This window comes from Bradyrhizobium sp. McL0616, assembly GCF_049993385.1.
Taxonomy (GTDB): domain Bacteria; phylum Pseudomonadota; class Alphaproteobacteria; order Rhizobiales; family Xanthobacteraceae; genus Bradyrhizobium.
This window is the reverse complement of record NZ_CP188255.1, coordinates 4326223-4348486: the sequence shown is the minus strand read 5'-3', so window position 1 is coordinate 4348486 and position 22264 is coordinate 4326223. Positions and strand designations below refer to the sequence as shown.

The window sequence follows — 22264 nt, the reverse complement described above, 5'->3', positions numbered from 1 at the left end:
GCCGCCGCCTAACGCAAATCCGGGGTCGAGTCAAAGAGCCGCTGGTGCTCGGTCAGGGCGAAACGGTCGGTCATTCCGGCAATGAAATTGCCGATCCGGCGTGCCCGGTCGCCCTCGTTATCCGCCTCAGCCCCCACCAGCCATTCCGGCGGCAGTTCGGCTGGCGATACCAGGTATTTTGCGAACAAGTCGAACAGGATCTGTTCGGCCTCCGCCATCACCCGCATCACCCGCTTGTGGCGGTACATGTGCTGGTAAAGGAAGCGCTTGATGGCGGCCTCCTCCTCGGCGACCGCCGCTGGGAAGGAGATCAGCGCCCGGCTCTGCTGGCGTACGTCCTGGGCCGATTGCGGTCTGATGGCGGCGAGATTCGTCTGCGCCTCCGCGAAGACCGCGCCGATCAGATGCGAGATCAACTCGCGCACCAGTTCGGCGCCGCGCCTGAAATCTTCGAGATCGGGATAATGCGCCGAGGTCTCCGCGATGATCTCTGCGGTGAGCGGCATCACCTTGAGATCGTCGAGATGGAACAGGCCGGCCCGCAGGCCGTCGTCGATGTCATGAGCGTCGTAGGCGATGTCGTCGGCGAGTGCGGCCACCTGCGCTTCCAGCGAGGCGAAACTCCACAGTTCGAGATCGTAAGTCTTGATGTAGTCGGCGATGCCGACGGGAACACCGTTCTCGCGATAGCGCCCGACCGGCGCACCACTGCGATCTGTCAGCGGACCGTTGTGCTTGACGATGCCCTCCAGCGACTCCCAGGTCAGGTTGAGCCCATCGAACTCGGGATAGCGATGCTCGAGCGACGCGACGACGCGGAGGGTCTGGGCGTTGTGGTCGAAGCCGCCAAAATCCTTCAGGCAGGCGTCCAGCGCCCGCTCGCCGGCATGGCCAAACGGCGGATGGCCGAGATCGTGGGCGAGCGCCAGGGTTTCCGTGAGGTCCTCGTCGAGCCCGAGCTGACGCGCCAGCGCGCGGGCGATCTGCGCCACCTCCAGCGAATGGGTCAGCCGGGTCCGGTAGTGGTCGCCCTCATGGAACACGAACACCTGGGTCTTGTACTTCAGGCGGCGGAACGCGGTGGAATGGATTACCCGGTCGCAATCTCGCCGGAACGGGCTGCGGGTCCGGCTCGGCGGCTCGGCGACCAGCCGGCCGCGGCTGCGCTCGGGGTCGCAGGCATAGGGCGCGCGGGGGGCAGCCATTCCGACGGACACGGCGAATTTAGTCCCTATCCATTTGATTCTGCGTATGGTGACACTTAACTATGCCGGGCGTGGGATACCAAATGAATTGGGCAAGTAACCTTGGCAAGTAAACTTGGTATGACGCGCGCGACGATCGGAGACGAACGATGACGACTGACGTGACCATCAGTGACAAGGCCGCACGCCGGATTGGGGAGATCCTCAAGGGCGAAGGGTCTGGCGCGATGCTGCGGATCTCCGTCGAGGGCGGTGGCTGCTCCGGCTTCCAGTACAAGTTCGACATTGACCGTGCCCGCACCGACGACGATCTCGTGATCGAGCAGGACAATGCAGTGGTGCTGGTCGATTCCGCCTCCCAGCCGTTTTTGGCGGGATCGCAGGTCGACTTCGTGGATGACCTGATCGGGGCCTCGTTCCGCGTCAACAATCCGAACGCGACGGCGTCCTGCGGCTGCGGGACCAGCTTCTCGATCTGATACGACTCAAAATCTGAAAAACAACCCCATGCACAGTAGCCGGGACGCCGGCGTGACGTTTTTCGACTTTTACGAAAATCATTTGCGGCGTCGGGCAAAACAGGGGTAATGTACCATCATCGCGAGGTCCCCAAAGGGGAGCTCAACGGGACACACACGCGGTGGGTTCGATACAGCCCAACGCCGAAGCGGCCCCTGCCGCAGTCCAATCCTTCGAGAATGTCAGGAACTCGTCAGCGGCGCCAATAGCGGTGGTCAATTATCAAATGCGCATTATCGATCGTCTGTTCTATTGCCTCGTTCCATTCCTTGCCATCGCAGCCGTCCCCGTGTTTCCCGCGCACGCTGCCGAAACCTGCCCGTTCATCAGCGCTCAGGAGCTCGGCATCGCGATGCCGGCGCTCAAATGGTCGCTGATTTCAAATCAGGATGGCCGCGGCTGCATCTACCAGGGCGGGCGCGGCGACACGATGATGCTGACCGTGTTCCGCAATCCCGACAAGGACCGCGCCAAGGAATTGTACGCGAGCTTCGTCAAGACGCTCGGCGAGCGCATGCCGCTGAACGCGGTGTCCGGGATCGGCGAGGAAGGCCAGCGCGGGACGACCGCCGCCGACGCGCAGCGCCAGGAGGCTTCGGTCGTCGCCTTGTCCGGCGATTACATTCTTCAGATCGGCGTCTATCCGATTGGCCGGCGCGCCGACGACGCGCTGCTCGGACCGCTCGCCCAAGTCGCGCGCGTTGCCATCGGAAATATGGGCAAGACCAGCGAGCGGTTCGGCGACTGCGAATGGCTCGCTGCCGCGGATGCCGACGGTTTTCTCGACAAGAGTACGCTCCAGATCCAGCGGACCGGCGCGGGCAGCTGCATGATGTTCGATCGCGCGGCCAACACCATGACAGTCGCAGTAATAGCGATCTCGCGCGACACGGTCATCAGCATGATGAAGCGCCCGGGCCCTTGCAAGCACTTGGCGATCCCCGAGCTCGGCAGTGAAGCGTTTGGCGAGCATTCCTGCACCAAGGGCAACGGCAATGCCGTCAACATCTTTGTCTGGAAGAACGGCAGGCAGGCTTCGATCCTGTTCGCGCCGGTCAAGCCGCATCCGGAGTCCGGCTCGGTCGAACGCCTGAAGGCGGTCGCCGGGCGAGTCTATGGAAAACTCTAAGCGCCGCTTTACATTGCCCGCCGTAGGTCAGCCGGATCGAGCGTTAGACTGCGAATCCGAAGAGAGGGCACTCGAATCGTTCCGGGCGGCGAGCCAATCGCAATTTCCTTTGAAAATCAATAACTAAAACCGATACAAGCGCTTAGCTGCGCGTGGTAGTCACCAGCGGCGCGTCAAATCGTGCGCGTGTTGATGAGCTTCATCAAAGGCGGACACGGGTGTGCCCGAAGCCAGGAGAAGTCCAAGCGCCTGCAGGCCGCAGTTTGCGCGCAAGCTGAACATCAGCCTGAAGCTGGGGGCCGGGGTGTTCCAAAATAGGGTCCGGTCGCCGAGATAGGACCCAAAATCACAGAGCTAAGCGCCAGTCCCAAGGTGAACCAAGAGTTGTACCTGCGAGGCGTTGCGCTTGCCCTCGGCGATTCGATGAAATACGGTTCCGTAAGGTCTGGGGCATTTCATGGCGGTATCTAAGGCACTCCTGTCGAGTGTGGGGAGCGTTCCCCCCTCGGTTCTACGGCGCGTTCGCGAAGGTTTCGGCTATTTCATCACCCTCGCGCCTGACGTGAGAAGTCAGCTCTTTGCAGAGGTTGGTGAGATGTTGAGGTCCGGCGTAGCCGGGATCCCTCTGCCACCATTGGCTGAACTCAGTGGCCTGAAATCTGCTCAGGTTGGAGCCATCGTCACTGCGTTGGCCGCTACAATAAGCACGTTCGTGCAGGTTGAAGAGGACGCTGGAGATTTTCTCGAGGCGACCAGAGGAAAGTTCTTCGTTCCTGAAGACGAGGAAGCCGTCAGTTGGACGTTAAGGGAAACTATCGGCAGCACCGCAGACTGGAACAGCGCATTTGATCTCCGGAAGCTTGCGAACGAAACACTACCATCTCTCGCCGCCTTTGATGTCTCAATCGATCTTCGGCTCGGCTTTCGAGAAGATGTCTTGGAGCACGCTGTACCTGTCGCATTAGTGCATCTGGACACCGACGGAACCGGACAAGAAATTTGGTTCCAAGCTGCGCGTGCCGACGTTGAGATGATGCTGCACGAGCTGCAAACGGCATTGCGTCGTATCGAATTGGCGGAACAACTCTACGAGCAGAAGCTTTCTCGATGATCGAGGGATTTACCGTACCTCTCTGGGTCTACGCCGCTTGTGGCGTATTGATACTTTGGTCCAAGTCCAAAGCCGCCAATCGAGGCGTCTACGGCCTTACGGATCTCGTGAACCGCTTCATTCCCGAGAAGTACGAAACAACTCGGAGTATTGTGGAAGTGATTTGTTACCTTTCTATTGGATGCTTACTTTCAATGGGCGTGTTCAACCCCACTACGCCGGGACTGGCGCTTGCGGCAGGTTTGGGCTGGACGGGTCTCACAACGATGCGATGCGCGTCATAAACAGTTGCCTTGTCCTCGGGGTGGCTGCGGCTTTGCTGCCTCAAGCTATTCCCCACGCAGGAGGAATTTCGGCAATCCTTGTTGTCGCAAGCGCGGCAGTCGCGTTTGGCACTTATCTGTTCGGCCCACGGTCCCACGCCGTCAGCCACGATGAGCAAGCGGTCGCTGAAGGCAATTATCTCCGAGAGCAGAGTGCGGACTTCGCAAGCCAGCACGAGCAGATTATGCATGCGGACGAAGTCGCGTTCAAAAATTTTCCGAAGAATGTTGACGTTGAACCCGTTTGGATGGCCCGTGTTGATACCAAAGCCTTTGCCAAGCAGTTTTATACCACGACGTTCAATCGTTCTATAGCGCAGCGTCGTGAACAACCGCCCCGCGCCGTAATCGTGTACTTCGATGAGAAGAACGAAAACGTGCAGCTTATCAAAACAAGTAAGGGAGCGCGGAAAGTACCTCGTTCCGGAGCGTCGTTAGAAGACGTTTCGGTGATCGGGTCGCGACGTTTGCATTGAGAACATCCGGTAGCCTCTTCGCAGAGGCTCTTCGGGCTCTCGAGCCACTTGCCGCATGAGCTGTCTTCGTATCGCTCGTTGAGACGATCCAATGCGGCGCGGAGCTACCCGGCAGCTCTCCAGCCAGCATCCGCAGCGCCCTCCGCTAAGAAGGCGCGAGTGCGGCATGGACTTCACAAACTGATCAGCTTTCGGAACGCTTGCGCCTTCTACAAGAGCAGCCGGTTGCCCGTCGCGCCAGTATGCCCAAAAGTTTGTACTGTCGGCTGCTCGGCAAGGTCGCGAAGTCCGGCTCGGTCGAGCGCCTGAAGGCGGTCGCCGGGCGAGTCTATGGAAAACTGTAACGGAGCCGCATTACATCGCCGGCCGTGGCTCAGCGGGATAGAGAGTACCAGTTGGACTTCGTCGACGATCTGATCGGCGGTTTAAGCGCCGGTTATCTGCCTCTCCTCGTCCGTCCAGTCCGCCTCGACCGGCATCAGCTCCGGCTGAAGCGGCGCGTCCTGCGACATCAAGTGACCATCCAGCGCGCGCAGCAATGCGGCGACCAGCGCCGGCTTGCGCAGCGGCTTTGCCAGAAAATCCGACATCCCCGCTTCGCGGCAAATCCTGACATCCTCCGGGAAGGCGTTGGCGGTGAGCGCGACAATCGGCAAGGCTTCGAAGCGCCCGCCTTGCGCGCGGATCGCCCGGGTCGCGGCAAGGCCGTCCATATCGGGCATGCGCACGTCCATCAGCACGACATCATAGTCGCTCCCGGCAACCGCCTCGACGGCCTCGACGCCGTCGATCACCACGCGCAGGTCGACGTCGAAGGCGCCTAGCATCTTGCTGACGACCATGCGGTTGACGGCATCATCTTCCGCGACCAGCACCTTCAGCGGCCGGTCGAGGCCTGCAATGCGGGCCTTCAGATCATCGGCTTCGTCGCGGTCTGCATTCTGGTCGGACGCCTGCGCCTGGCTCCAGGGCAGCACCAGCGTGAAGCGGAAGGTCGAGCCTTCGCCCGGCGTCGAGGTGACGCCGATGGTGCCGCCCATCTGCTCGATGATGCGGCGCGAGATCGCGAGCCCAAGTCCGGTGCCGCCGAAGCGGCGGCTGATCGAGGCGTCGGCCTGGGCGAAGTCGGAGAAGAGCTGCCCGAGCTTCTCGGGCGCGATGCCGATGCCGCTGTCGATCACGGTCCACTCGACTGTCGCGAGCAAATCGCGGCGTGCCTGGCAGGTGGCCTTGATCGTCACCTCGCCTTCGTCGGTGAACTTCACCGCGTTGGAAGCGAGGTTGAGCAGCACCTGTCGGATGCGAGCGACGTCACCGCGCAGCGTCGGCGGCAGGTTCGGATCGAGTTCGACCCTGACGGCGAGTCCCTTGCTCTTGGCGCCTGCACGCACGACGGTCGAGACCGTCTCGACCAGTGTTTGCGGCGCGAAGTCAACTGCCTCGAACGTGAAGCGTCCGGCCTCGAGCTTGGACAGATCGAGGATGTCGTTGAGGATGCGCTGGAGATTGTCGCCGGACTCGCGGATCGAGGTGACGGCCTCATGCTGCTCCGGATCGAGTTTTGTTTCGAGCAGCATGCTGGCAAGCCCGAGCACGCCGTTCATGGGCGTGCGGATCTCATGGCTCATGACTGCGAGGAAGTCGGATTTGGCGCGGCTCTCGGCCTCGGCCTTCTCCGCGCGCCAGCGCTCGGTGACGTCGCGGCCGAAGCCGCGATAACCGAGGAATTGGCCGTCACGGTCGTAGGCCGGCTTCGCAGTCAGCGACCACAGCCGCGCCTCGCCGCCGGCGACGACCTTGAGGTTCATCTCATGCAGCGGCTCGGCATGCTCCATCAGGCCGACGACGTTGTAGGCGGCCGCCTTGTCTTCGGGGCACAGCATGTCGAGCACGTCGGCGAAATGCGATCCCTTCAGCAGCGGTAGCGGCAATTGCGCCACGTCAGCGAAGCGTTCGGGCACGTCGATGAGATGGCCTTCGGCATCGGTCTGCCACAGCCAGTCGCTGGCGTTCTCCTGAAAGTCCTTCAGCAGCAGCGAGATGATTTCGGTCTTCCGCTCAAGCTCAAGCTGGGCCTTGAGGTTACCGAGGAAGAGGTTGCCCTGCGAGACGATGTTGCGTGCCATGAAGAACGCGAACAGCAGCAGGAACACCGCGGTCACGGCATACGGACCGGCACCGCACAACAGCATCGCGCCGGCGCAGGCGATCGTCATGGTCGCGAGATAGACGAGGCCCGCACGCGGGTAGGTCGAGAGCGTGAAGGCGCCGCCGGACATCATGCCGACCATCAGGCAGGCCAGGATCAGCTGGCTGGTCGGCCCGACGCGGCTGAACAATGCGAGCGGCAGCGTGCCCCAGATCGCGGCGACGAAGAATGCCTGCCGCAGCATCTGCCGCGTCGCGCGGCTTGATGCTTCCTGCGGCGGGTTCTGATGCGACCGCCGCCACGCGCGGACGGCAAGCGAGGCGGTGGTGGCGAGCGTCAGGCCCCAGACCGCCAGGAAGTCGTTCCACCCCCTGCCCCAGAACAGGATCAGCATGATAGCGACGTTGAGCATGGTCACGGCCATCGTAACCGGGATCAGCTGCGTCACCGCGTCGATCTGCCTGGCGCGGATACGGCGCAGCTCGCGCTCGCTGAGACCGGCGGTCAGGCCATCCTCGATCTCGAAGCCGCCGAGCCAATACAGGAACGCGCCGATCAGGCCGTCGCGCGGCTCAGTCAATGTAGCGGATTTGTCCGGCCATCCCATCCATGGAACCTTTTCCGCATCAATGGCCTGCCGGCTGCTTAAGCCGGGTTAATTTTGTGGGAGATTTTGCAGCGTCCTTGACGGGCGCGTTTACATTTTGTTCTAACGATTGCCCCTCGCCTGGAGCTGTCGCATGACCATCAGAGTTGCCACCTGGAACGTGAACTCGGTCCGGCAGCGGATTGACCTGCTCCTGACCTGGCTCAGGGAGTGCCAGCCGGACATCGTCTGCCTGCAGGAGATCAAATGCGTCGACGAGGCGTTCCCGCGACTGGAGATCGAGGCGCTCGGCTACAACGTCGTCACGCACGGGCAGAAGACCTTCAACGGCGTCGCCCTGCTGTCGAAATTGCCGTTCGACGAAACCAAGTCGGGGCTGGCCGGCGACGACGAGGATGCGCATGCCCGCTTCCTCGAGGGCGTGGTGACGCTCAAGCGCGGGGTCCTGCGCATCGCCTGCCTTTATCTGCCCAATGGAAACCCGGTCGGAACCGAGAAATATCCCTACAAACTCAAATGGATGTCGCGGCTTCTTGAATATTCGAAGGAGCGGCTTAAGACCGAGGAGCCACTGATCCTCGCAGGCGACTTCAACGTCATCCCGCACGCCCGCGACGTCCATAATGCCGCGGCCTGGACCGAGGACGCCCTGTTCAAGCCCGAGACGCGCGAGAGCTTTCAGTCCCTGCTCGGCCTCGGCCTGACCGATGCTTTGCGGGCCGTCACCGACGAGCCCGGGCTTTACACGTTCTGGGACTATCAGGCCGGTGCCTGGCAGAAGAACCACGGCCTGCGCATCGACCATCTGCTGCTGTCGCCGCAGGCCAGCGACCGGCTCGCCAATGTCGGTATCGACAGCTATGTGCGGGCTTGGGAGAAACCGTCGGACCACGTGCCGGTGTGGGCGGATCTGGATCTCGAGGCGGCGTAACGCCGCCTCTGCGGGCTACTCCCGACGGCCCTGCACCCACTGTTCCAGCATTTGCAGGCACATGGCGCGGTCGTCGTCGGAGGCCTTGGCGAAGGCGCGGTTGTAGTTTTCCTTGATCCAGGTCTCGTCGGTGCCGGCGCTGTCACGCGCCAGGGTCAGCCACATCAAGCCGCGTGCGGCCTGCCGCGGCAGGCGGTCGCCGTTGAACAGCATCTGTCCAAGCAGCGCCTGCGCCTCGTGCTGGCCCTTCTGGGCGGCGAGGCCGAGCCAGCGCGCGCCATAGCGGAAATCCTCGCGCGAGGCGTCCGGGGTCTTCAGATAGAGCCTGGCGAGATCGTACTGTGCGTCAGCATTGCCGAAATAGGACGCGGCATAGGAGAACATCTCGCGCGCCCGGTCCGGGTCGGCCTTGACCTTCGAGTTCGGTATGCCGCTCTGATAGTAGCGGCCGAGCGCGACGAAGGCATTGGCCACGACCTGTGCCTGGGGCGCCGATGGGCTGTCCTCGGCATGGGCATTGGCGATCCGGCTGAAATATTCGAAGGCGCGCTCGTCGTCCTGGGTGACGCCGTCGCCATTCGCGTACATGCGACCGAGCTTCCACTGCGCGATCGGATGGCCGCCCTCGGCGGCATATTGCAGGGCGCTGAGCGAGGTTTCCTGGCCTGTCACAGCCGCCGGCGGCGCGGACTTGCGCACCGTGCCCGCAGCACCCGGCAAGGTCGTCACCACCGGGATGGTCGCATCCTTCTGGTTGACGGGTGCTCCGTCGAAGGCGAGCGCCGGCGCGGCCAGCGCGGAAGCCCCCAACACAAACGCAACGATGGTACGCCTAGATGTCCGCATAGCACTGTTTCTCGTGCGCGCCACCCGGATGGGTCACTGCCCCATCGACTGCTGGCCCAACCTGCTGAGCATATTTCCAGAGCGCGCCCGACGTATGGTTAGTCGCGCGAGGGCTCCATTTGGTCTTGCGTTGAGCGAGCTCGGCGTCGCTCAATTTTACGTTAAGTACTCCGGCGTCAGCGTCGATCTCGATGATGTCGCCATCCTGCAACAGTGCGATCGGGCCGCCGATGGCAGCCTCGGGCCCGACATGGCCGATGCAGAAGCCGCGGGTGGCGCCGGAGAACCGTCCGTCGGTGATGAGCGCGATCTTGCCGCCCATCCCCTGGCCGGTTAGCGCCGCGGTGGTCTGGAGCATTTCCCGCATGCCGGGGCCGCCCTTGGGGCCCTCGTAGCGGATCACGATGACTTCGCCTTCGCGGTACGTGCGGTTCTGGACGGCCTCGAAGGCGTCCTCTTCCCGGTCGAAGCAGCGCGCCGGACCGGTGAACCTCAGATTGGACATTCCCGCGACTTTCACGATCGCACCTTCTGGCGCCAGATTGCCCTTCAGGCCGACCACACCACCGGTGACGGTGATGGGCTTGTCTGCCGGGTGCACCACGTCTTGGTGCGGATTCCATTTCACGCTTTTGAGATTTTCGGCGATCGTTCGACCGGTGACCGTAATGCAGTCGCCGTGGAGAAATCCGTTGTCGAGCAGCGTCTTCATCAGAAGCGGTATGCCGCCAACTTCAAACATGTCTTTGGCGACATAACGGCCGCCCGGCTTCAAATCCGCGACATATGGTGTCTTTTTGAAGATTTCAGCGACGTCGAACAGGTCGAACTTGATGCCGGCCTCATGCGCGATTGCAGGCAGGTGCAGTGCAGCATTAGTCGAGCCGCCGGACGCGGCGACCACAGCGGCTGCATTCTCAAGCGCCTTGCGGGTGACGATGTCGCGCGGCCGGAGATTGGACGCGATCAGGTCCATCACCTTCTCGCCTGCGGTCATGCAAAAGGCGTCGCGGATTTCATACGGTGCCGGGGCACCGGCCGAGTACGGCAACGCCAGGCCAATCGCCTCTGAGACGGTCGCCATGGTGTTGGCGGTGAACTGCGCGCCGCAGGCGCCCGCCGAGGGGCACGCCACGCGCTCGATTTCGTCGAGATCCTCGTCCGACATGGCGCCGACCGAGTGCTTGCCGACGGCCTCGAACATGTCCTGGACGGTGACCTGCTGCCCGCGAAAATTGCCCGGGAGGATCGAGCCGCCGTAGATGAAGATCGAGGGCACGTTGAGGCGGACCATCGCCATCATCATGCCCGGCAGCGACTTGTCGCAGCCGGCAAGGCCGACGAGCGCGTCGTAGGCATGGCCGCGCACGGTCAGCTCGACGGAGTCGGCGATGCATTCGCGCGACGGCAGCGAGGAGCGCATGCCGTCATGACCCATGGCGATGCCGTCGGTGACGGTGATGGTGCAGAACTCACGCGGTGTGCCGCCGGCGGACGCCACGCCCTTCTTCACCGCCTGCGCCTGGCGCATCAGAGAGATGTTGCAGGGGGCGGCCTCGTTCCAGCACGAGGCGACGCCCACGAAGGGCTGGTGTATCTGCGCGGTAGTGAGACCCATGGCGTAGAAGTAGGAGCGATGCGGCGCGCGCGTAGGACCTTCCGTCACGTGACGGCTCGGCAGCCTTTGCTTGATGTTGGTCTTGGCGTCCATCGCGACCAGTTTCCTTGGCTAACCCTTGTCAGACCCGGAAAATCACACCCAAGATTTGAATCGACCTTGGGATTTCCCGCCGCCTGCCATGGGCACACCGCAGCCCTAAAACATTAGAGCGATTTTATTCATGTTCGGGTGTGGCCAAAAAGCGGCGTCGATGCGAACGGACTGCGATAACGGTTAAATCGCTCGGGAATGTTGCATAGACAGCACAATCGTGGCTCGAAGGACACGGAAAAGCCTACAATAATACCTTCGCGGGAGGGGCTATCCACAACTGGAGATTTTGTGACGCGAGCGGCGCACCCAACTTTGGAGCAATGACGCGCGAACCGCGACTGAGTCGCTCTCACCGCCGTCTCCCCGTCATCGTGAGGCGCGAGCCATGGGGCGCAAAGCCCGCCATGGTGAGCCTCGAAGGATGAGCAGCCCCGATGCAGCCGGGCCGGCGCCCTTCGAGGGCGGCTGAAGAAGCGGTTAACTCAGGGTGACGGGCATAGATGGGAGCTCGCTGTCTCAAGGTCAACAAGCTCGCTTGCGTCGCGGAATTGATTGCGCTGCATTACCGCTGAGTGTGCTCAGTCGATGATGTGATAGCCGCCGTCTATATAAAGCACGCTGCCGGTGATCAGCTTGGCGCCGTCGAGCGCCAGGAACGCGGCGGCATTGCCGACATCGTCGATGCTCACGAGGCTTCGCGACGGCGCTTTCGACTGCGCCTTGTCCATCAGTTCGTCGAACTCGGGGATGCCTGAAGCCGCGCGCGTCGCTAGGGGGCCGGGCGAGATTGCGTGCACGCGAATGCCTTTGGGACCCAATTCGGCGGCAGCGTAGCGAACAGAGGCCTCAAGGGCGGCCTTCGCTACGCCCATGATGTTGTAATTCTCCACCACCATCTGGCTACCATAATAAGTCATGGTGAACAGCGTGCCGCCATTCTTCATCAGGGGCTCAGCGAGATGCGCCATGCGCAGGAACGACCAGCAGGACACGTCCATCGTCTTGAGGAAACCGTCCCGGCCAACATCGACGACGCGGCCGTGCAGCGCCTCCTTCGGCGAGAAGGCGATGGAGTGCAGCAGGAAATCGAGCTGTCCCCAGTCCTTCGCGATACGCTCGAACACCGCCTCGGTCTGGCCTTCGACCATCACGTCCAGCGGCATAAAGATTGGCGCCTCCAGCGCCTGCGCTAGCGGCTCGACATGCTTCTTGGCACGATCGTTCAGATAAGTGACGGCGAGCTCGGCGCCGAGCGCGCGAAACGCCCTCGCGCAGCCCCATGCGATCGACTGGTCGTTGGCGATGCCGACGATCAGGCCCTTCTTCCCCTTCAGGGCAACCTTGCTGTCCGGGAATACTGGGATCATGACACCCTCTCGTGTCCGGGGTTGCGCGATCGACCGTTCATCAGCAGCGATAGCGTGTGTTGCGCAATCATCAATTCCTCGTCGGTCGGTACGACATAGACGGGAATGGAACTGTTCTGGCGCGATATCAAACGCGAATGACGTTCGTTCTCTGCATCATCGAGCGCGACGCCGAGCCAGCCGAGCTGCTCGGCCACGCGCGCGCGAATGCCACTCGAGTTCTCGCCGATGCCAGCGGTGAAGACGAAGGCGTCAAGGCCCTGGAGCGCAGCAGCGAGCATGCCGGCGCTGAGGCCAATGCGGTAGGCAAAATAGTCGACAGCCAACTTGGCCTGCGGATCGGTACTTGCCTCCAGTTCTCGCATGTCGTTGCTGACGCCGGAGAGCCCCTTCAAGCCGCAGTCCCGGTAAAGGAAATCCTGCACCTTGGACGCCGTCATGCCCTTCTCGGACATAAGGTATAGCACCACGCCCGGATCGAGTTGGCCCGGCCGCGTGCCCATCGGCAAGCCGTCGAGCGCGGTAAAGCCCATGGTGCTCTCGACGCTCTGCCCATCCTTGAGCGCACACATCGATGCGCCGCTGCCGAGATGGGCGACGATCACCCGGCGCTTGGCAATCTCCGGCGCGATCTGAGGGAGGGTTTTTGAGATGTATTCGTAGGAGAGTCCGTGAAAACCGTAGCGCCGCACGCCTTCGGCGTGAAGCTGGTGTGGAATCGCGTAATGATCCGCCAGCGGACCGTGCGTGCGGTGGAATGCGGTGTCGAAGCAGGCGACCTGCGGCAGTGTCGGGAAATTGGCGAGGATCGAGCGGATCGGTGCCAGATTGTGCGGCTGGTGCAGCGGCGCCAGTGTGACGAAGCGCTCCAGCCGCGCCACCAAGCCATGGTCGATCAGCACTGGCCGCTCATAGTCCGGCCCGCCATGCACGACCCTATGCCCCACGGCCAGTGGATTGATACGAGCCTCGTTCCTCAACCAATCACCCGCGACGTCCATCGCTGCAGGAACATCCGGAATGGCCTCGATCGGATAGGCCCGGTCGGCCATGGGATCGCTGCTCGCCCCATTCGCCCGCAATCGTGGACGACTGCCGATGCCATCCACCTGCCCCTTGATCAACCGACGCAGCCTGCCTTCGCCCTCGACCGCGAAGACCTGGAACTTGACGCTCGACGAGCCGGCGTTGACGACGAGGATGGTGTCCATGGCGGTCACGACGCGACTGACGGCGTCTTCTGGCGCCGAGCGTGGGCATAGAGCGCGGCAACCGCGCAGGACGCCATTCGCGCCCTCGGGCTGTCCGCGCGCGAGGTCAGGACGACCGGAACCCGCGCGCCCAGCACGATGCCGGCGCCGTCGGCCTTGGCGAAATAGGCGAGGTTCTTGGCAAGCATGTTGCCCGATTCCAGGTCCGGCACGACCAGGATCTGCGCCCGGCCGGCGACTTCGGACTTGATGCCCTTGATCCGTGCGGATTCGACGTCGATGGCGTTGTCGAACGCCAGCGGCCCGTCGAGCACACCGCCCGTGATCTGCCCGCGGTCGGCCATCTTGCAGAGCGCTGCGGCCTCGATCGTGGACGGAATCTTTGACGTGACCGTTTCGACCGCCGACAGGATGGCGACCCGCGGCGACTTGCCGAAGGCCGCCTGGTTGTAGAGGTCGATCGCGTTCTGGATGATGTCGCGCTTGGCGTCGAGATCGGGAAAGATGTTAATCGCGGCGTCGGTCACGAAGATGGTCTCGGCATAGGCCGGCACGTCCATGACGAAGACATGGCTGACGCGTCGATCGGTGCGCAAGCCCCCGACCTTCGCTGTAACGGCCCGCATCAACTCGTCGGTGTGCAGGCTCCCCTTCATCAGCAGTTCGCCCCGGGCGGCATGGATCAATTCGACGCCCTTCGCCGCCGCATCGTCGCTGTGTGCGGCATCGACGATCTCATAGCCGGATATATCCAATCCGAACCTGGCGGCAGTATCCCTGATCTTCCGCTCCGGCCCCACCAGCAGGGGCCGGATGATGCCGGCACTCGCGCTGTCGACGGCGCCGCGCAAGGATGTTTCGTCGCAGGGATGCACGACGACCGTCGGCGTCGGCGGGATGGCCTTGGCCGCCGCGATCAGGCGATCGTATTTGCTGGGAGACTGCGTGGCCGTCGCATCTGCTGACATGGTGTCGTTCCCGATCCTTCCAACCCGCGCTACGACGCCTTCGCCTTCGGGTCGAAAGGGGCAACGTTCGACGCCCTTTCGGAACCCTCCGTTGCTTCGATGCCAAACAAGCCCCCAACATGCCGCAAGCGGTTCGCGCGCTCGCCCGTGATATCCTCGCTTGCCGACAGCACCTGCTCGATTGCCTCAAATGCCCCGCGGCGAAGGTTGACGTCATCCGGCAGCATCTTCGGAATGGCGGCGAGGGCCCTTTCCCGATCGAGCAGCAGCATGAAGAACTGCTCCCGCACCAGCATCTTGAAGTCGGGTAGCGTCATGCGCGCGCCGCCATGGTCCCGGCGGATCTGCCGTAGCGCCTCGACGCTTCGTTCGTCGACCATCCCGCGCGCCGACCCGACATAGAGCAAGGCGCGCAGTGCTGCCTCGCGAAGACCACCCTCGCCCATCCGCGACTTCAGATCAGCGACACGCTTCTCGAGCATGGCGCGATGCTCGGCAGACATCTCACGTGGGCGAGACAGCGCTGAGTTCGGATCGATTCCGACGGCCGCCTGCAGCGCCGGCGAACCATAGACGTTGAGGAAGATCGCTTCGCTCAGCGCTTCCTGCGAATCGCGCCAGCTATCCAGGGCGTGAACGATCTGCTTCGACATTTGCTCCTGGAACGCGAGGAACGGATTGTCTGTCGAGACCGGCTTGCGCTCCTCATCGGCCTTCTCGGCCAATGACTTCACCGTCGCCATGTAGGGATTCTTGCTGCTGAAGAGTTCGTACTGCAGCCGCAGCGGATGCATGTTGTGGGCCCACTCGGCCATCTCCGGTGTCACCATGCCCTTGATCAAGGGCCGGACGAATTTCTGATAGGCCGCGAGATTGATCTCCGAGACGCGCTTGGCGGCGGCAAAGCGCCGCTCGTCTTCGGGTGAATTGCCGCCCATGGCGCGGATGTCGTCGAGCGTCCGCCCCTCGCAGCGCATGACCCATTGACCAACGACGAGATCGGAGCTTGCGGTCTCCTCGCCCTTCGCCTCGAACGTCGCCTCGTAGAGCCCGGGCGGAAGAACGTCGATGAGGTCTATGTTGCTTGAGAATTCGGCATGTTCCTTCCTGGCGACGCCGCCGGACACGAAGATGCCGAGATGACCGATGCTCTTGTGCACGGTGTAGACGATGGTCTGCCCATACGCCCTGATTTCGTCGACGTCGGCATAGCAATCGAGAATCCAGTGCAGCGCCTGCTGTGGCGGCGTGACGTTGTCGCCTTCCGAGCAGAACACGACGATCGGAGACCTGATGTTGCGCAGGTCAACCTTCCGACCGTCGGACATCTCGATCTTGCCCGCAGCAAGATTATTGCCGACAAACAGCTCATCGACGATGAACTGGATTTCCTCGGCATTCAGGTTGACGTGGCCACCCCACCAGCGTTCGAATTCGAGATAGCGGTCCGCTTCGGTGTCGACCTTCGAATAGACATTATACTGTTTGGTCCAGAGCGTGTTCGACGGGTTCTGGTTCTCGAAGTTTTGCACCAACCATGCGCCGTCGAACTTCCCGGCGCCGAGATCGGAGGTCATCGCCGTCAGCCAGCTTCCGCCCAGCAGCCCGCCCGAATAGCGCATCGGATTTTTTCCGTGTACGCCGGCCCAATAGGCGAGAGGTGCGCCGGCGATAATCAGCGGTCCGAACAGCTCCGGGCGCAGCGACGCCAGGATCATCACCGCCCATCCGGCCTGACAGTTGCCGATCACACAAGGCTTGCCGTCGGCATCCGGGTGACGGCTTATGACCTTCTCTATGAACTGCGCTTCGGCGTGCGCGATGCGCTCGATGGTCTGCCCGGGCATCGGGTCCGGCAGAAATCCAATGAAATAGCAGGGATGCCCCGCCTTCATGGCCACGCCGATCTCGCTGTCCGCCTTGAAGCCGCCGATGCCAGGACCGTGGCCCGCACGCGGATCGACCACGACGAACGGACGCCGATTCATGTCGATCTCGACGTTCTCCGGCGGAATGATGCGGACCAGCACGTAGTTGACCGGCGCGTCCAGCTTGCGGCCGTCGATGATCAATTCGGCGGCATATTGCAGGACATGAGGCGCCGTCTGAGTGACATGCTCGCGGTACTGGTCGCCGCGCTGGCGCATGATGTCCAGGAATAGGACGCTCCGCTGCCCCGCATCGACCATGTATTCGACGGCCGAGGCGACAAGCCCGGATAACGGGCCACCTTGCAGACTTGGCTTTTCCATCGACATGATCCGACCTCATCGTCGCTCGGCTTCATCCAAGACGTTCCGAGTTGGCCGACGTTGATTTAGGTCAACGGTCGACGGCCGCTTGCGGCGCCGGGACGGCACGGTCGGCCCTGATCCAGGCCAGCGTGAGCTCCCAGGCCACCGAGAGAATGATGGGCCCGATGAAGAGCCCGACGATTCCGTGCCCAAGCGTGCCGCCGATCACGCCGACGAGGATCACGAGTGTCGGCGTCGTCAGGCCGCGCCCCATCACCAGCGGTTTCAATACGTTGTCGAGAATGCTGACGATGCCGAGGAACAGCGTCAGCAGCAATGCCGTGGTGACGTCCTTGTCGGTCCATATCCAGACGATCACGGGAAGCATGATGATGGCTCCGCCGATCTGCACGATAGAAAGCAGCAGCACCAGTAACGCGAGCAGCCCGGCGATCGGGATACCCGCCAGCTTGAAACCGATGCCGGCCAGCAGCGCCTGGACGACGGCGATACCGATCACGCCCTGGGCTACCGCGCGAATGGTCGCTCCCGCCAGATCCAGGAAGTGCTCGCTTTGCTCGGGCACGATCCGTGACAGAAAACCCCTGCCCCCCGCCACGAGCTGCGGTCCATAGGGAAAGAGGAAGCCGGCGACCGCGACCGACAGCAGGAACTTGATCGTGCCCACTCCGGCATCGCCGGCAACGCCGAGCAGCGTACCCGCGAACGGCTTCAGATACGGCACAATCCGTTGCAGAACCGAACGAAGATTGATCGAAGCCTGATCCCAGACGTCGTAAAGCTGCGTCCCGATCAGCGGCCAGGTCTTGATCGCCGCGGGCGGCGAAGGCACCGCCAGATCGCCCGCGGCCAGCCCACCGGCGAAATCCCTGATCCCGTCCACCGCGCCGAGGCCGAGCCAGGCCGCCGGCCCGATGACGATGGCCAGATTGATCGCGGTGAGAACTGCCGCCGCGAGCTTCGCCCGGCCGCCCAGGATTTTAGCGAGCAAAAGGAAGGCCGGATTGAACGCGACCGCGAGCACGAGGGCCCAGACCAGAATCGTGACGAACGGGCGGATCAGATAGAACGTCCAGAAGATCAACAGAGCAAGCAATCCGAGCCGGATCACGAGCTGGATCACGTCCTCCCCGGTAAGAAGCTGGCGAAGTGTCTTCAAGGCCGCGTCCAGATCTGATCAAGGCGAAGCGTAGCCGGCGCCTCGGCGTTACGATCTTGATCTGGATCAAGTGACTGGAGCGCCGGCGGGCTCTTATCAACTGCTGCCGGATGTGAGCGAACCCCGGCCTGCCCGCACGGGGAGTTGCGATGCCGGACGCCGCCCGCTACAGCGCACGCGAGCACCTGCGCGACGGCTGCCCGGTTGAGATCCGAGCGCTCCGGCCGGAGGACGAGGCTGGCATGCTAACAGCCGTGGACGGGACCAGCACGCAGTCATTGCAGCGCCGCTTCTTCGCGGTGAAACGCCACTTCTCCGAACGCGAACGCGCCTTCTTCATGGACGTCGATTTCAAGAAGCACGTCGCGCTGGTCGCTCGAGTCGAGGAACAGGGCCGCGCCGCCATCGTTGGCGGCGGTCGATATGTTGTCGTCGAACCCGGACAGGCCGAAATGGCCTTCGTCGTGGTGGACGCCTGGCAAGGCCGAGGCATCGGTTCCCTGTTGTTGAGGCACCTCATCAAGATCGCGCAGGAGCACGGGATGCAAGAGCTGACGGCCGAGGTTCTGTCCGACAACACGGCCATGCGCAGGGTGTTCGCGAAATCCGCGTTCAGACTTGTGAGAAGTGAGGAGCCGCAGACAGTGCGTGTCGCTCTCAATCTCGGATCCGCGTCCCCTCGCTAAACATGCGCGCCTGGCGTTTGTCCGCCGCAGTAGTTCGGTAATGATGCAAAATCCGACGAATCCGGTTTCACTCCCACCGCCCCGACCGCAGATAAGCCTTGCGACTTTGCTAAATGTCCGACCTGACCGCGGGCGGCTGGTGTCGGCGGCGCGAGCGTCGACCGCTTCTGGCCTCTGCCTTTTTGCTGGTTGGCTGCTCGACAATCAGGGGGGCGGCTTGACAGCCAGTCTCGGCGCGTTTGTCGCGCTCTATGGTAGCGGACGCCCCTACCTCAACCGCGCAAGATTGCTGGGCCTCATTGGATGCGGCCTTGTCATGAGCGTGGTCGCGGGCGTGGAGGCTGCAACAGTGCAAGGCCCTTGGGCCGGCGTCGTGGTGGCCGCTCTGATTGCGACCCTTGCGAGCTTCTTTTGCAGCGCACTTAACATCGGACCGCCTGGGGCTTACATGTTCATGCTCGCTTGCGCGGCCGGCACCTCTATGTATGGACAAGGCCCGAATATTGCGCAGATCGCAGTGCTTGTCGCGGCGGGAGGGGCTGTCTCATGGACATTGCACATGCTCGGGGTGCTTTGGCGGCCGCGCGGGCCGGAGTGTCAGGCCGTAGCCAACGCGGCCCTCGCGGTCGCGGAATTCATCGATAACGCGACGCAGGGTCAGTCGGATCTGCCGCGCCACAAAGCCGCGACAAGCCTGCACGATGCGTGGAGAGTGCTTATCGCCTGGCAACCGGCGGGAAATCGATCCGACCTGAAGCTGGGTCAGTTACAGGCGCTCAGCCGCGAGCTACATGGGATGTTTGCCGCGGCGGTCCGCGCGGGCAGCGCGAACCGTTCCCTCGGTCCAAAGGCGAGCGCCGAAGCTCGAGATATCAGGTCTCGCGTGGCTGAATTGCCGAGCGAGGGTGCCCCTGCCGGACGAAACGAACGACGTTCCTTCTTCGAGCCTCGTGAAATGCTCGCGACGTCTTTTTCTTGGTCGGTACAGCCGCCGCGCATTGCCCTGCGCGTCGGCGCGGCCGCCTTGATCGCAGGATCTGTCGGGGTGTTGGCAGGCCTTGGGCGCTCTTACTGGGCCGCCGCCGCCGCCGTGTTAATCCTGCACCAAGGGCTGAATTGGGTGCGCGCCATGCAACGCGGCCTTGAGCGAACCTTTGGCACGATCCTCGGCCTGATCGTTGCCGCAGTCCTATCGTGGCTTCATCCCCATGGCATTGCTCTGGTCGGATGCATTGTCGCTCTGCAATTCGCAGGTCAATTGTTCGCTGTTTCAAACTATGCAGTCGCCGTCTTCTTCTTCACGCCGATGGCTTTACTGATGGCAACAGCCGGCAGTGCATCCACTTCGGACACCGATGAATTGCTCGTCGCACGTGGCCTCGACACGATGATTGGCTGCGGAGTCGGACTGGCTGTCCTGCTTGCTACCTACCGAACAGAGAGAGCAGGCGATTGTTCAAGCACTCACTTCGCTACAAACAGGCAACGCAGCTGCGATCCCTCGCTCAGCATCGAACTTTCTCGTACCGGAAATCATTTTTCTCAACGAGAGTTGGCCGCCCTGAGGTCGGTTCCGAACCGCGTCTTGTTAAGGCTGCATCGATATCGATAGACTTTTGAAGAAGCCTCCTGGTTAGTCGACCACGTGATATCCGCCGTCTATGTAGATAGTATCCCCGGTGATGAGCCGCGCCACGTCGTGCGCCAGGAAAGCTGTTGCTGCACCAACGTCCTCGATGCTGACCAGACTTCTTGCCGGAGCCTTGGCTTTTGCCTTTTCGAGCAGCTTGTCGAATTCGGGAATGCCTGAAGCTGCGCGGGTGGCCAGCGGCCCGGGAGAGATGGCATGCACGCGGATACCCTTCGGTCCCAACTCTGCGGACGCGTACCTGACCGCGCTTTCAAGGGCGGCCTTGGCAACGCCCATGATGTTGTAGTTCTTCACAACGGTCCGACTGCCGTAATACGTCATCGTGAAGAGGGTCCCACCCTTCTTCATCAACGGCTCCGCCAGATGAGCCATCCGAAGGAACGTCCAGCATGAGACATGCATGGTCGTTAGAAATCCATCAAGGGATACATCGACCACCCGACCGTGCAGCGTCTGTTGCGGTGCAAATGCAATAGAATGCACCACAAAATCGAGGTTGCCCCACTCCTTTGCGATCCGCTCGAACACCGCTTCCATCTGCCCTGGCTCGCGGACGTCAAGCGGCATGACGATGGAGGAATCAAGCGCGCGCGCCAGCGGCTCGACATGCTTCTTGGCCTTGTCGTTCAGATATGTGACGGCAACTTCGGCGCCGAAGGCACGGAAGGCGGCGGCACAACCCCACGCTATGGACTGCTCGTTGGCGATGCCCACTACGAGCCCCTTTTTGCCCTCAAGCAACTTCGCCTTGACGGCTGGGATCAAGCGAGCCTTGCCGTTCTTCGGCATCTCCAGCGGTTCGCCGCGAGCGAATCTTTCGGCAGCCTGTTTCAACGTGTTGAAGGCTTGCCGGCGATCTTTGGCCTCGGCGGTCCTTGCAATCTCCTGACCGTTTACCTTCAACTGCCCCTCGCCCCACGGAGCGACGCTGATTTCAAACCGGTCCTTGCCCAGCGTTGTAAAGAATTGCTGAACTGTAGCTCCTTTGCCCACTGGCATTTCCTTGTTCGGCTCCCAATTAGCGGTCTGCATTGGCATAGCAATCATCCCCTGTGGGTCATCAAATAGGGTTACTTCTCATCCGGATATGACGACCCGAACGTCGCCCGGTATATCGTCCAGTAGAAGGCCCCGACAAAGCCGGCCCCGCCGACGATGTTGCCGAGCGTGACCGGTAAGAGATTGTGGACGATGCCGGATACGGTGATCTGTGAGGCGTCGAAATTCTCGGGAGCATGACCGGTCTGGACCAACAGCCATGCCAGCGGCAGGAAATACATGTTGGCGACACAGTGCTCGAACCCGGCCGCGACAAAGGCCGACACGGGCATGATGACCGCAACCATCTTGTCCGTCACTGACCGCCCGGCATAGGCAAGCCAGACTGCCGCGCACACGAGCACATTGCAGAGAATACCCTTGAAGAACAAAGTCGCCATGTCGGGACGGATCTTTCCGGCTGCCGTATTCAGCACCGACAATCCGATGCGACCATCGTTAAGGTCGAGGTGATGGGAGAAGAAGACCAGCACGATGAGTCCGAGCGATCCGAACAAGTTGCCAAACCACACGATGGTCCAGTTGCACAGCATTGTCGGAGTCGACACCTTGCCGCTCGCCCAGGCCATTACGATCAGATTGTTGCCCGTAAACAGCTCGGCCCCTCCCACCAAGACAAGCACCAGCCCGAGCGTGAACACAAGCCCGCCGACGACTCGTACGGTGGCGAAACTGAATGTCGGGTCGCTTGCAACGATGGTGTAGTAAAGCGCGCCGAAGCCGACACCACCGCCGGCCACGATCGCCAGCATGAATGTGGTCAGGAACGGAAAATTGGCCTTCTTCACTCCAACCTTTTCGACGGCCTCCTTGATCTCCGCGGGGCTGTAGGCGTGCAGGTTGAAGATGGGCGGTTGAGGCGCGGGTTCAGCCATTCTTGATGATCCCATGCTCGGTC

At 62.2% G+C, this 22264-nt stretch carries 18 protein-coding genes; 7 read left to right on the top strand and 11 right to left on the bottom strand.

Annotated elements, in window-relative coordinates:
- Window positions 1–8: 8 nt before the first annotated feature.
- Window positions 9–1205, bottom strand: a complete 1197-nt coding sequence (locus ACPPVR_RS21090; RefSeq protein WP_426608517.1) for a deoxyguanosinetriphosphate triphosphohydrolase — start codon at window positions 1203–1205, stop codon at window positions 9–11.
- Window positions 1206–1354: 149 nt separating this feature from the next.
- On the opposite strand from ACPPVR_RS21090, the gene erpA reads away from it, so the two are divergent.
- From erpA to ACPPVR_RS21070, 4 genes are all read left to right on the top strand, one after another.
- Entirely contained in the window at window positions 1355–1684 is a 330-nt protein-coding gene (erpA, locus tag ACPPVR_RS21085; protein WP_007610737.1) for an iron-sulfur cluster insertion protein ErpA, read from the top strand.
- Between the two features lie 266 nt (window positions 1685–1950).
- Window positions 1951–2853, top strand: a complete 903-nt coding sequence (locus ACPPVR_RS21080; protein WP_426608516.1) for a hypothetical protein — start codon at window positions 1951–1953, stop codon at window positions 2851–2853.
- A gap of 457 nt (window positions 2854–3310) precedes the next feature.
- Complete coding sequence (locus ACPPVR_RS21075) at window positions 3311–3964, top strand: hypothetical protein (protein ID WP_426608515.1); 654 nt, start codon at window positions 3311–3313, stop codon at window positions 3962–3964.
- Window positions 3965–4235: 271 nt separating this feature from the next.
- The gene (locus ACPPVR_RS21070) at window positions 4236–4763 is read left to right on the top strand and encodes a hypothetical protein (protein WP_426608514.1); all 528 of its coding nucleotides are present in this window, start codon (window positions 4236–4238) and stop codon (window positions 4761–4763) included.
- Window positions 4764–5188: 425 nt separating this feature from the next.
- Here ACPPVR_RS21070 and ACPPVR_RS21065 read toward each other — a convergent pair whose 3' ends face one another.
- Window positions 5189–7519 carry an ATP-binding protein gene (locus tag ACPPVR_RS21065; protein WP_426608513.1) on the bottom strand — a complete coding sequence of 777 codons (2331 nt, stop codon included), beginning with the start codon at window positions 7517–7519 and terminating at the stop codon, window positions 5189–5191.
- Between the two features lie 133 nt (window positions 7520–7652).
- On the opposite strand from ACPPVR_RS21065, the gene xth reads away from it, so the two are divergent.
- Entirely contained in the window at window positions 7653–8450 is a 798-nt protein-coding gene (xth, locus tag ACPPVR_RS21060) for an exodeoxyribonuclease III (protein ID WP_426608512.1), read from the top strand.
- A 15-nt stretch (window positions 8451–8465) separates the two neighbouring features.
- Here xth and ACPPVR_RS21055 read toward each other — a convergent pair whose 3' ends face one another.
- The 7 genes from ACPPVR_RS21055 to ACPPVR_RS21025 form a co-directional block, all read right to left on the bottom strand.
- A complete protein-coding gene (locus tag ACPPVR_RS21055; RefSeq protein WP_426608511.1) occupies window positions 8466–9296 on the bottom strand; it encodes a tetratricopeptide repeat protein in 831 nt (276 codons plus the stop codon).
- Entirely contained in the window at window positions 9283–11007 is a 1725-nt protein-coding gene (gene ilvD / locus ACPPVR_RS21050) for a dihydroxy-acid dehydratase (RefSeq protein WP_426608510.1), read from the bottom strand. The genes ACPPVR_RS21055 and ilvD overlap by 14 nt, the downstream gene beginning before the upstream one ends.
- Window positions 11008–11588: 581 nt before the next feature.
- A complete protein-coding gene (gene fabI / locus ACPPVR_RS21045) occupies window positions 11589–12377 on the bottom strand; it encodes an enoyl-ACP reductase FabI (RefSeq protein WP_426608509.1) in 789 nt (262 codons plus the stop codon).
- Window positions 12374–13588, bottom strand: coding sequence for an acetate/propionate family kinase (locus ACPPVR_RS21040; protein ID WP_426608508.1), 1215 nt, complete (start codon window positions 13586–13588; stop codon window positions 12374–12376). The genes fabI (ACPPVR_RS21045) and ACPPVR_RS21040 overlap by 4 nt, the downstream gene beginning before the upstream one ends.
- A gap of 5 nt (window positions 13589–13593) precedes the next feature.
- On the bottom strand, window positions 13594–14556 hold the full coding sequence (locus ACPPVR_RS21035; protein WP_426608507.1) for a phosphate acetyltransferase: 963 nt from the start codon (window positions 14554–14556) through the stop codon (window positions 13594–13596).
- Window positions 14557–14585: 29 nt separating this feature from the next.
- A complete protein-coding gene (locus tag ACPPVR_RS21030; protein WP_426608506.1) occupies window positions 14586–16814 on the bottom strand; it encodes a DUF3141 domain-containing protein in 2229 nt (742 codons plus the stop codon).
- Between the two features lie 64 nt (window positions 16815–16878).
- Window positions 16879–17970, bottom strand: coding sequence for an AI-2E family transporter (locus ACPPVR_RS21025; RefSeq protein WP_426608505.1), 1092 nt, complete (start codon window positions 17968–17970; stop codon window positions 16879–16881).
- Between the two features lie 149 nt (window positions 17971–18119).
- Here ACPPVR_RS21025 and ACPPVR_RS21020 point away from each other — a divergent pair, with 149 nt between their 5' ends.
- Together ACPPVR_RS21020 and ACPPVR_RS21015 are read left to right on the top strand one after the other, a co-directional pair.
- Window positions 18120–18656 carry an N-acetyltransferase family protein gene (locus ACPPVR_RS21020; RefSeq protein WP_426608504.1) on the top strand — a complete coding sequence of 179 codons (537 nt, stop codon included), beginning with the start codon at window positions 18120–18122 and terminating at the stop codon, window positions 18654–18656.
- 217 nt (window positions 18657–18873) lie between these two features.
- On the top strand, window positions 18874–20268 hold the full coding sequence (locus ACPPVR_RS21015; protein ID WP_426608503.1) for an FUSC family protein: 1395 nt from the start codon (window positions 18874–18876) through the stop codon (window positions 20266–20268).
- 21 nt (window positions 20269–20289) lie between these two features.
- On the opposite strand, the gene fabI (ACPPVR_RS21010) is transcribed toward ACPPVR_RS21015, so the two are convergent.
- Entirely contained in the window at window positions 20290–21096 is an 807-nt protein-coding gene (fabI, locus tag ACPPVR_RS21010) for an enoyl-ACP reductase FabI (RefSeq protein WP_426616146.1), read from the bottom strand.
- 281 nt (window positions 21097–21377) lie between these two features.
- The gene (locus ACPPVR_RS21005; RefSeq protein ID WP_426608502.1) at window positions 21378–22241 is read right to left on the bottom strand and encodes a formate/nitrite transporter family protein; all 864 of its coding nucleotides are present in this window, start codon (window positions 22239–22241) and stop codon (window positions 21378–21380) included.
- Window positions 22242–22264: the final 23 nt, after the last annotated feature.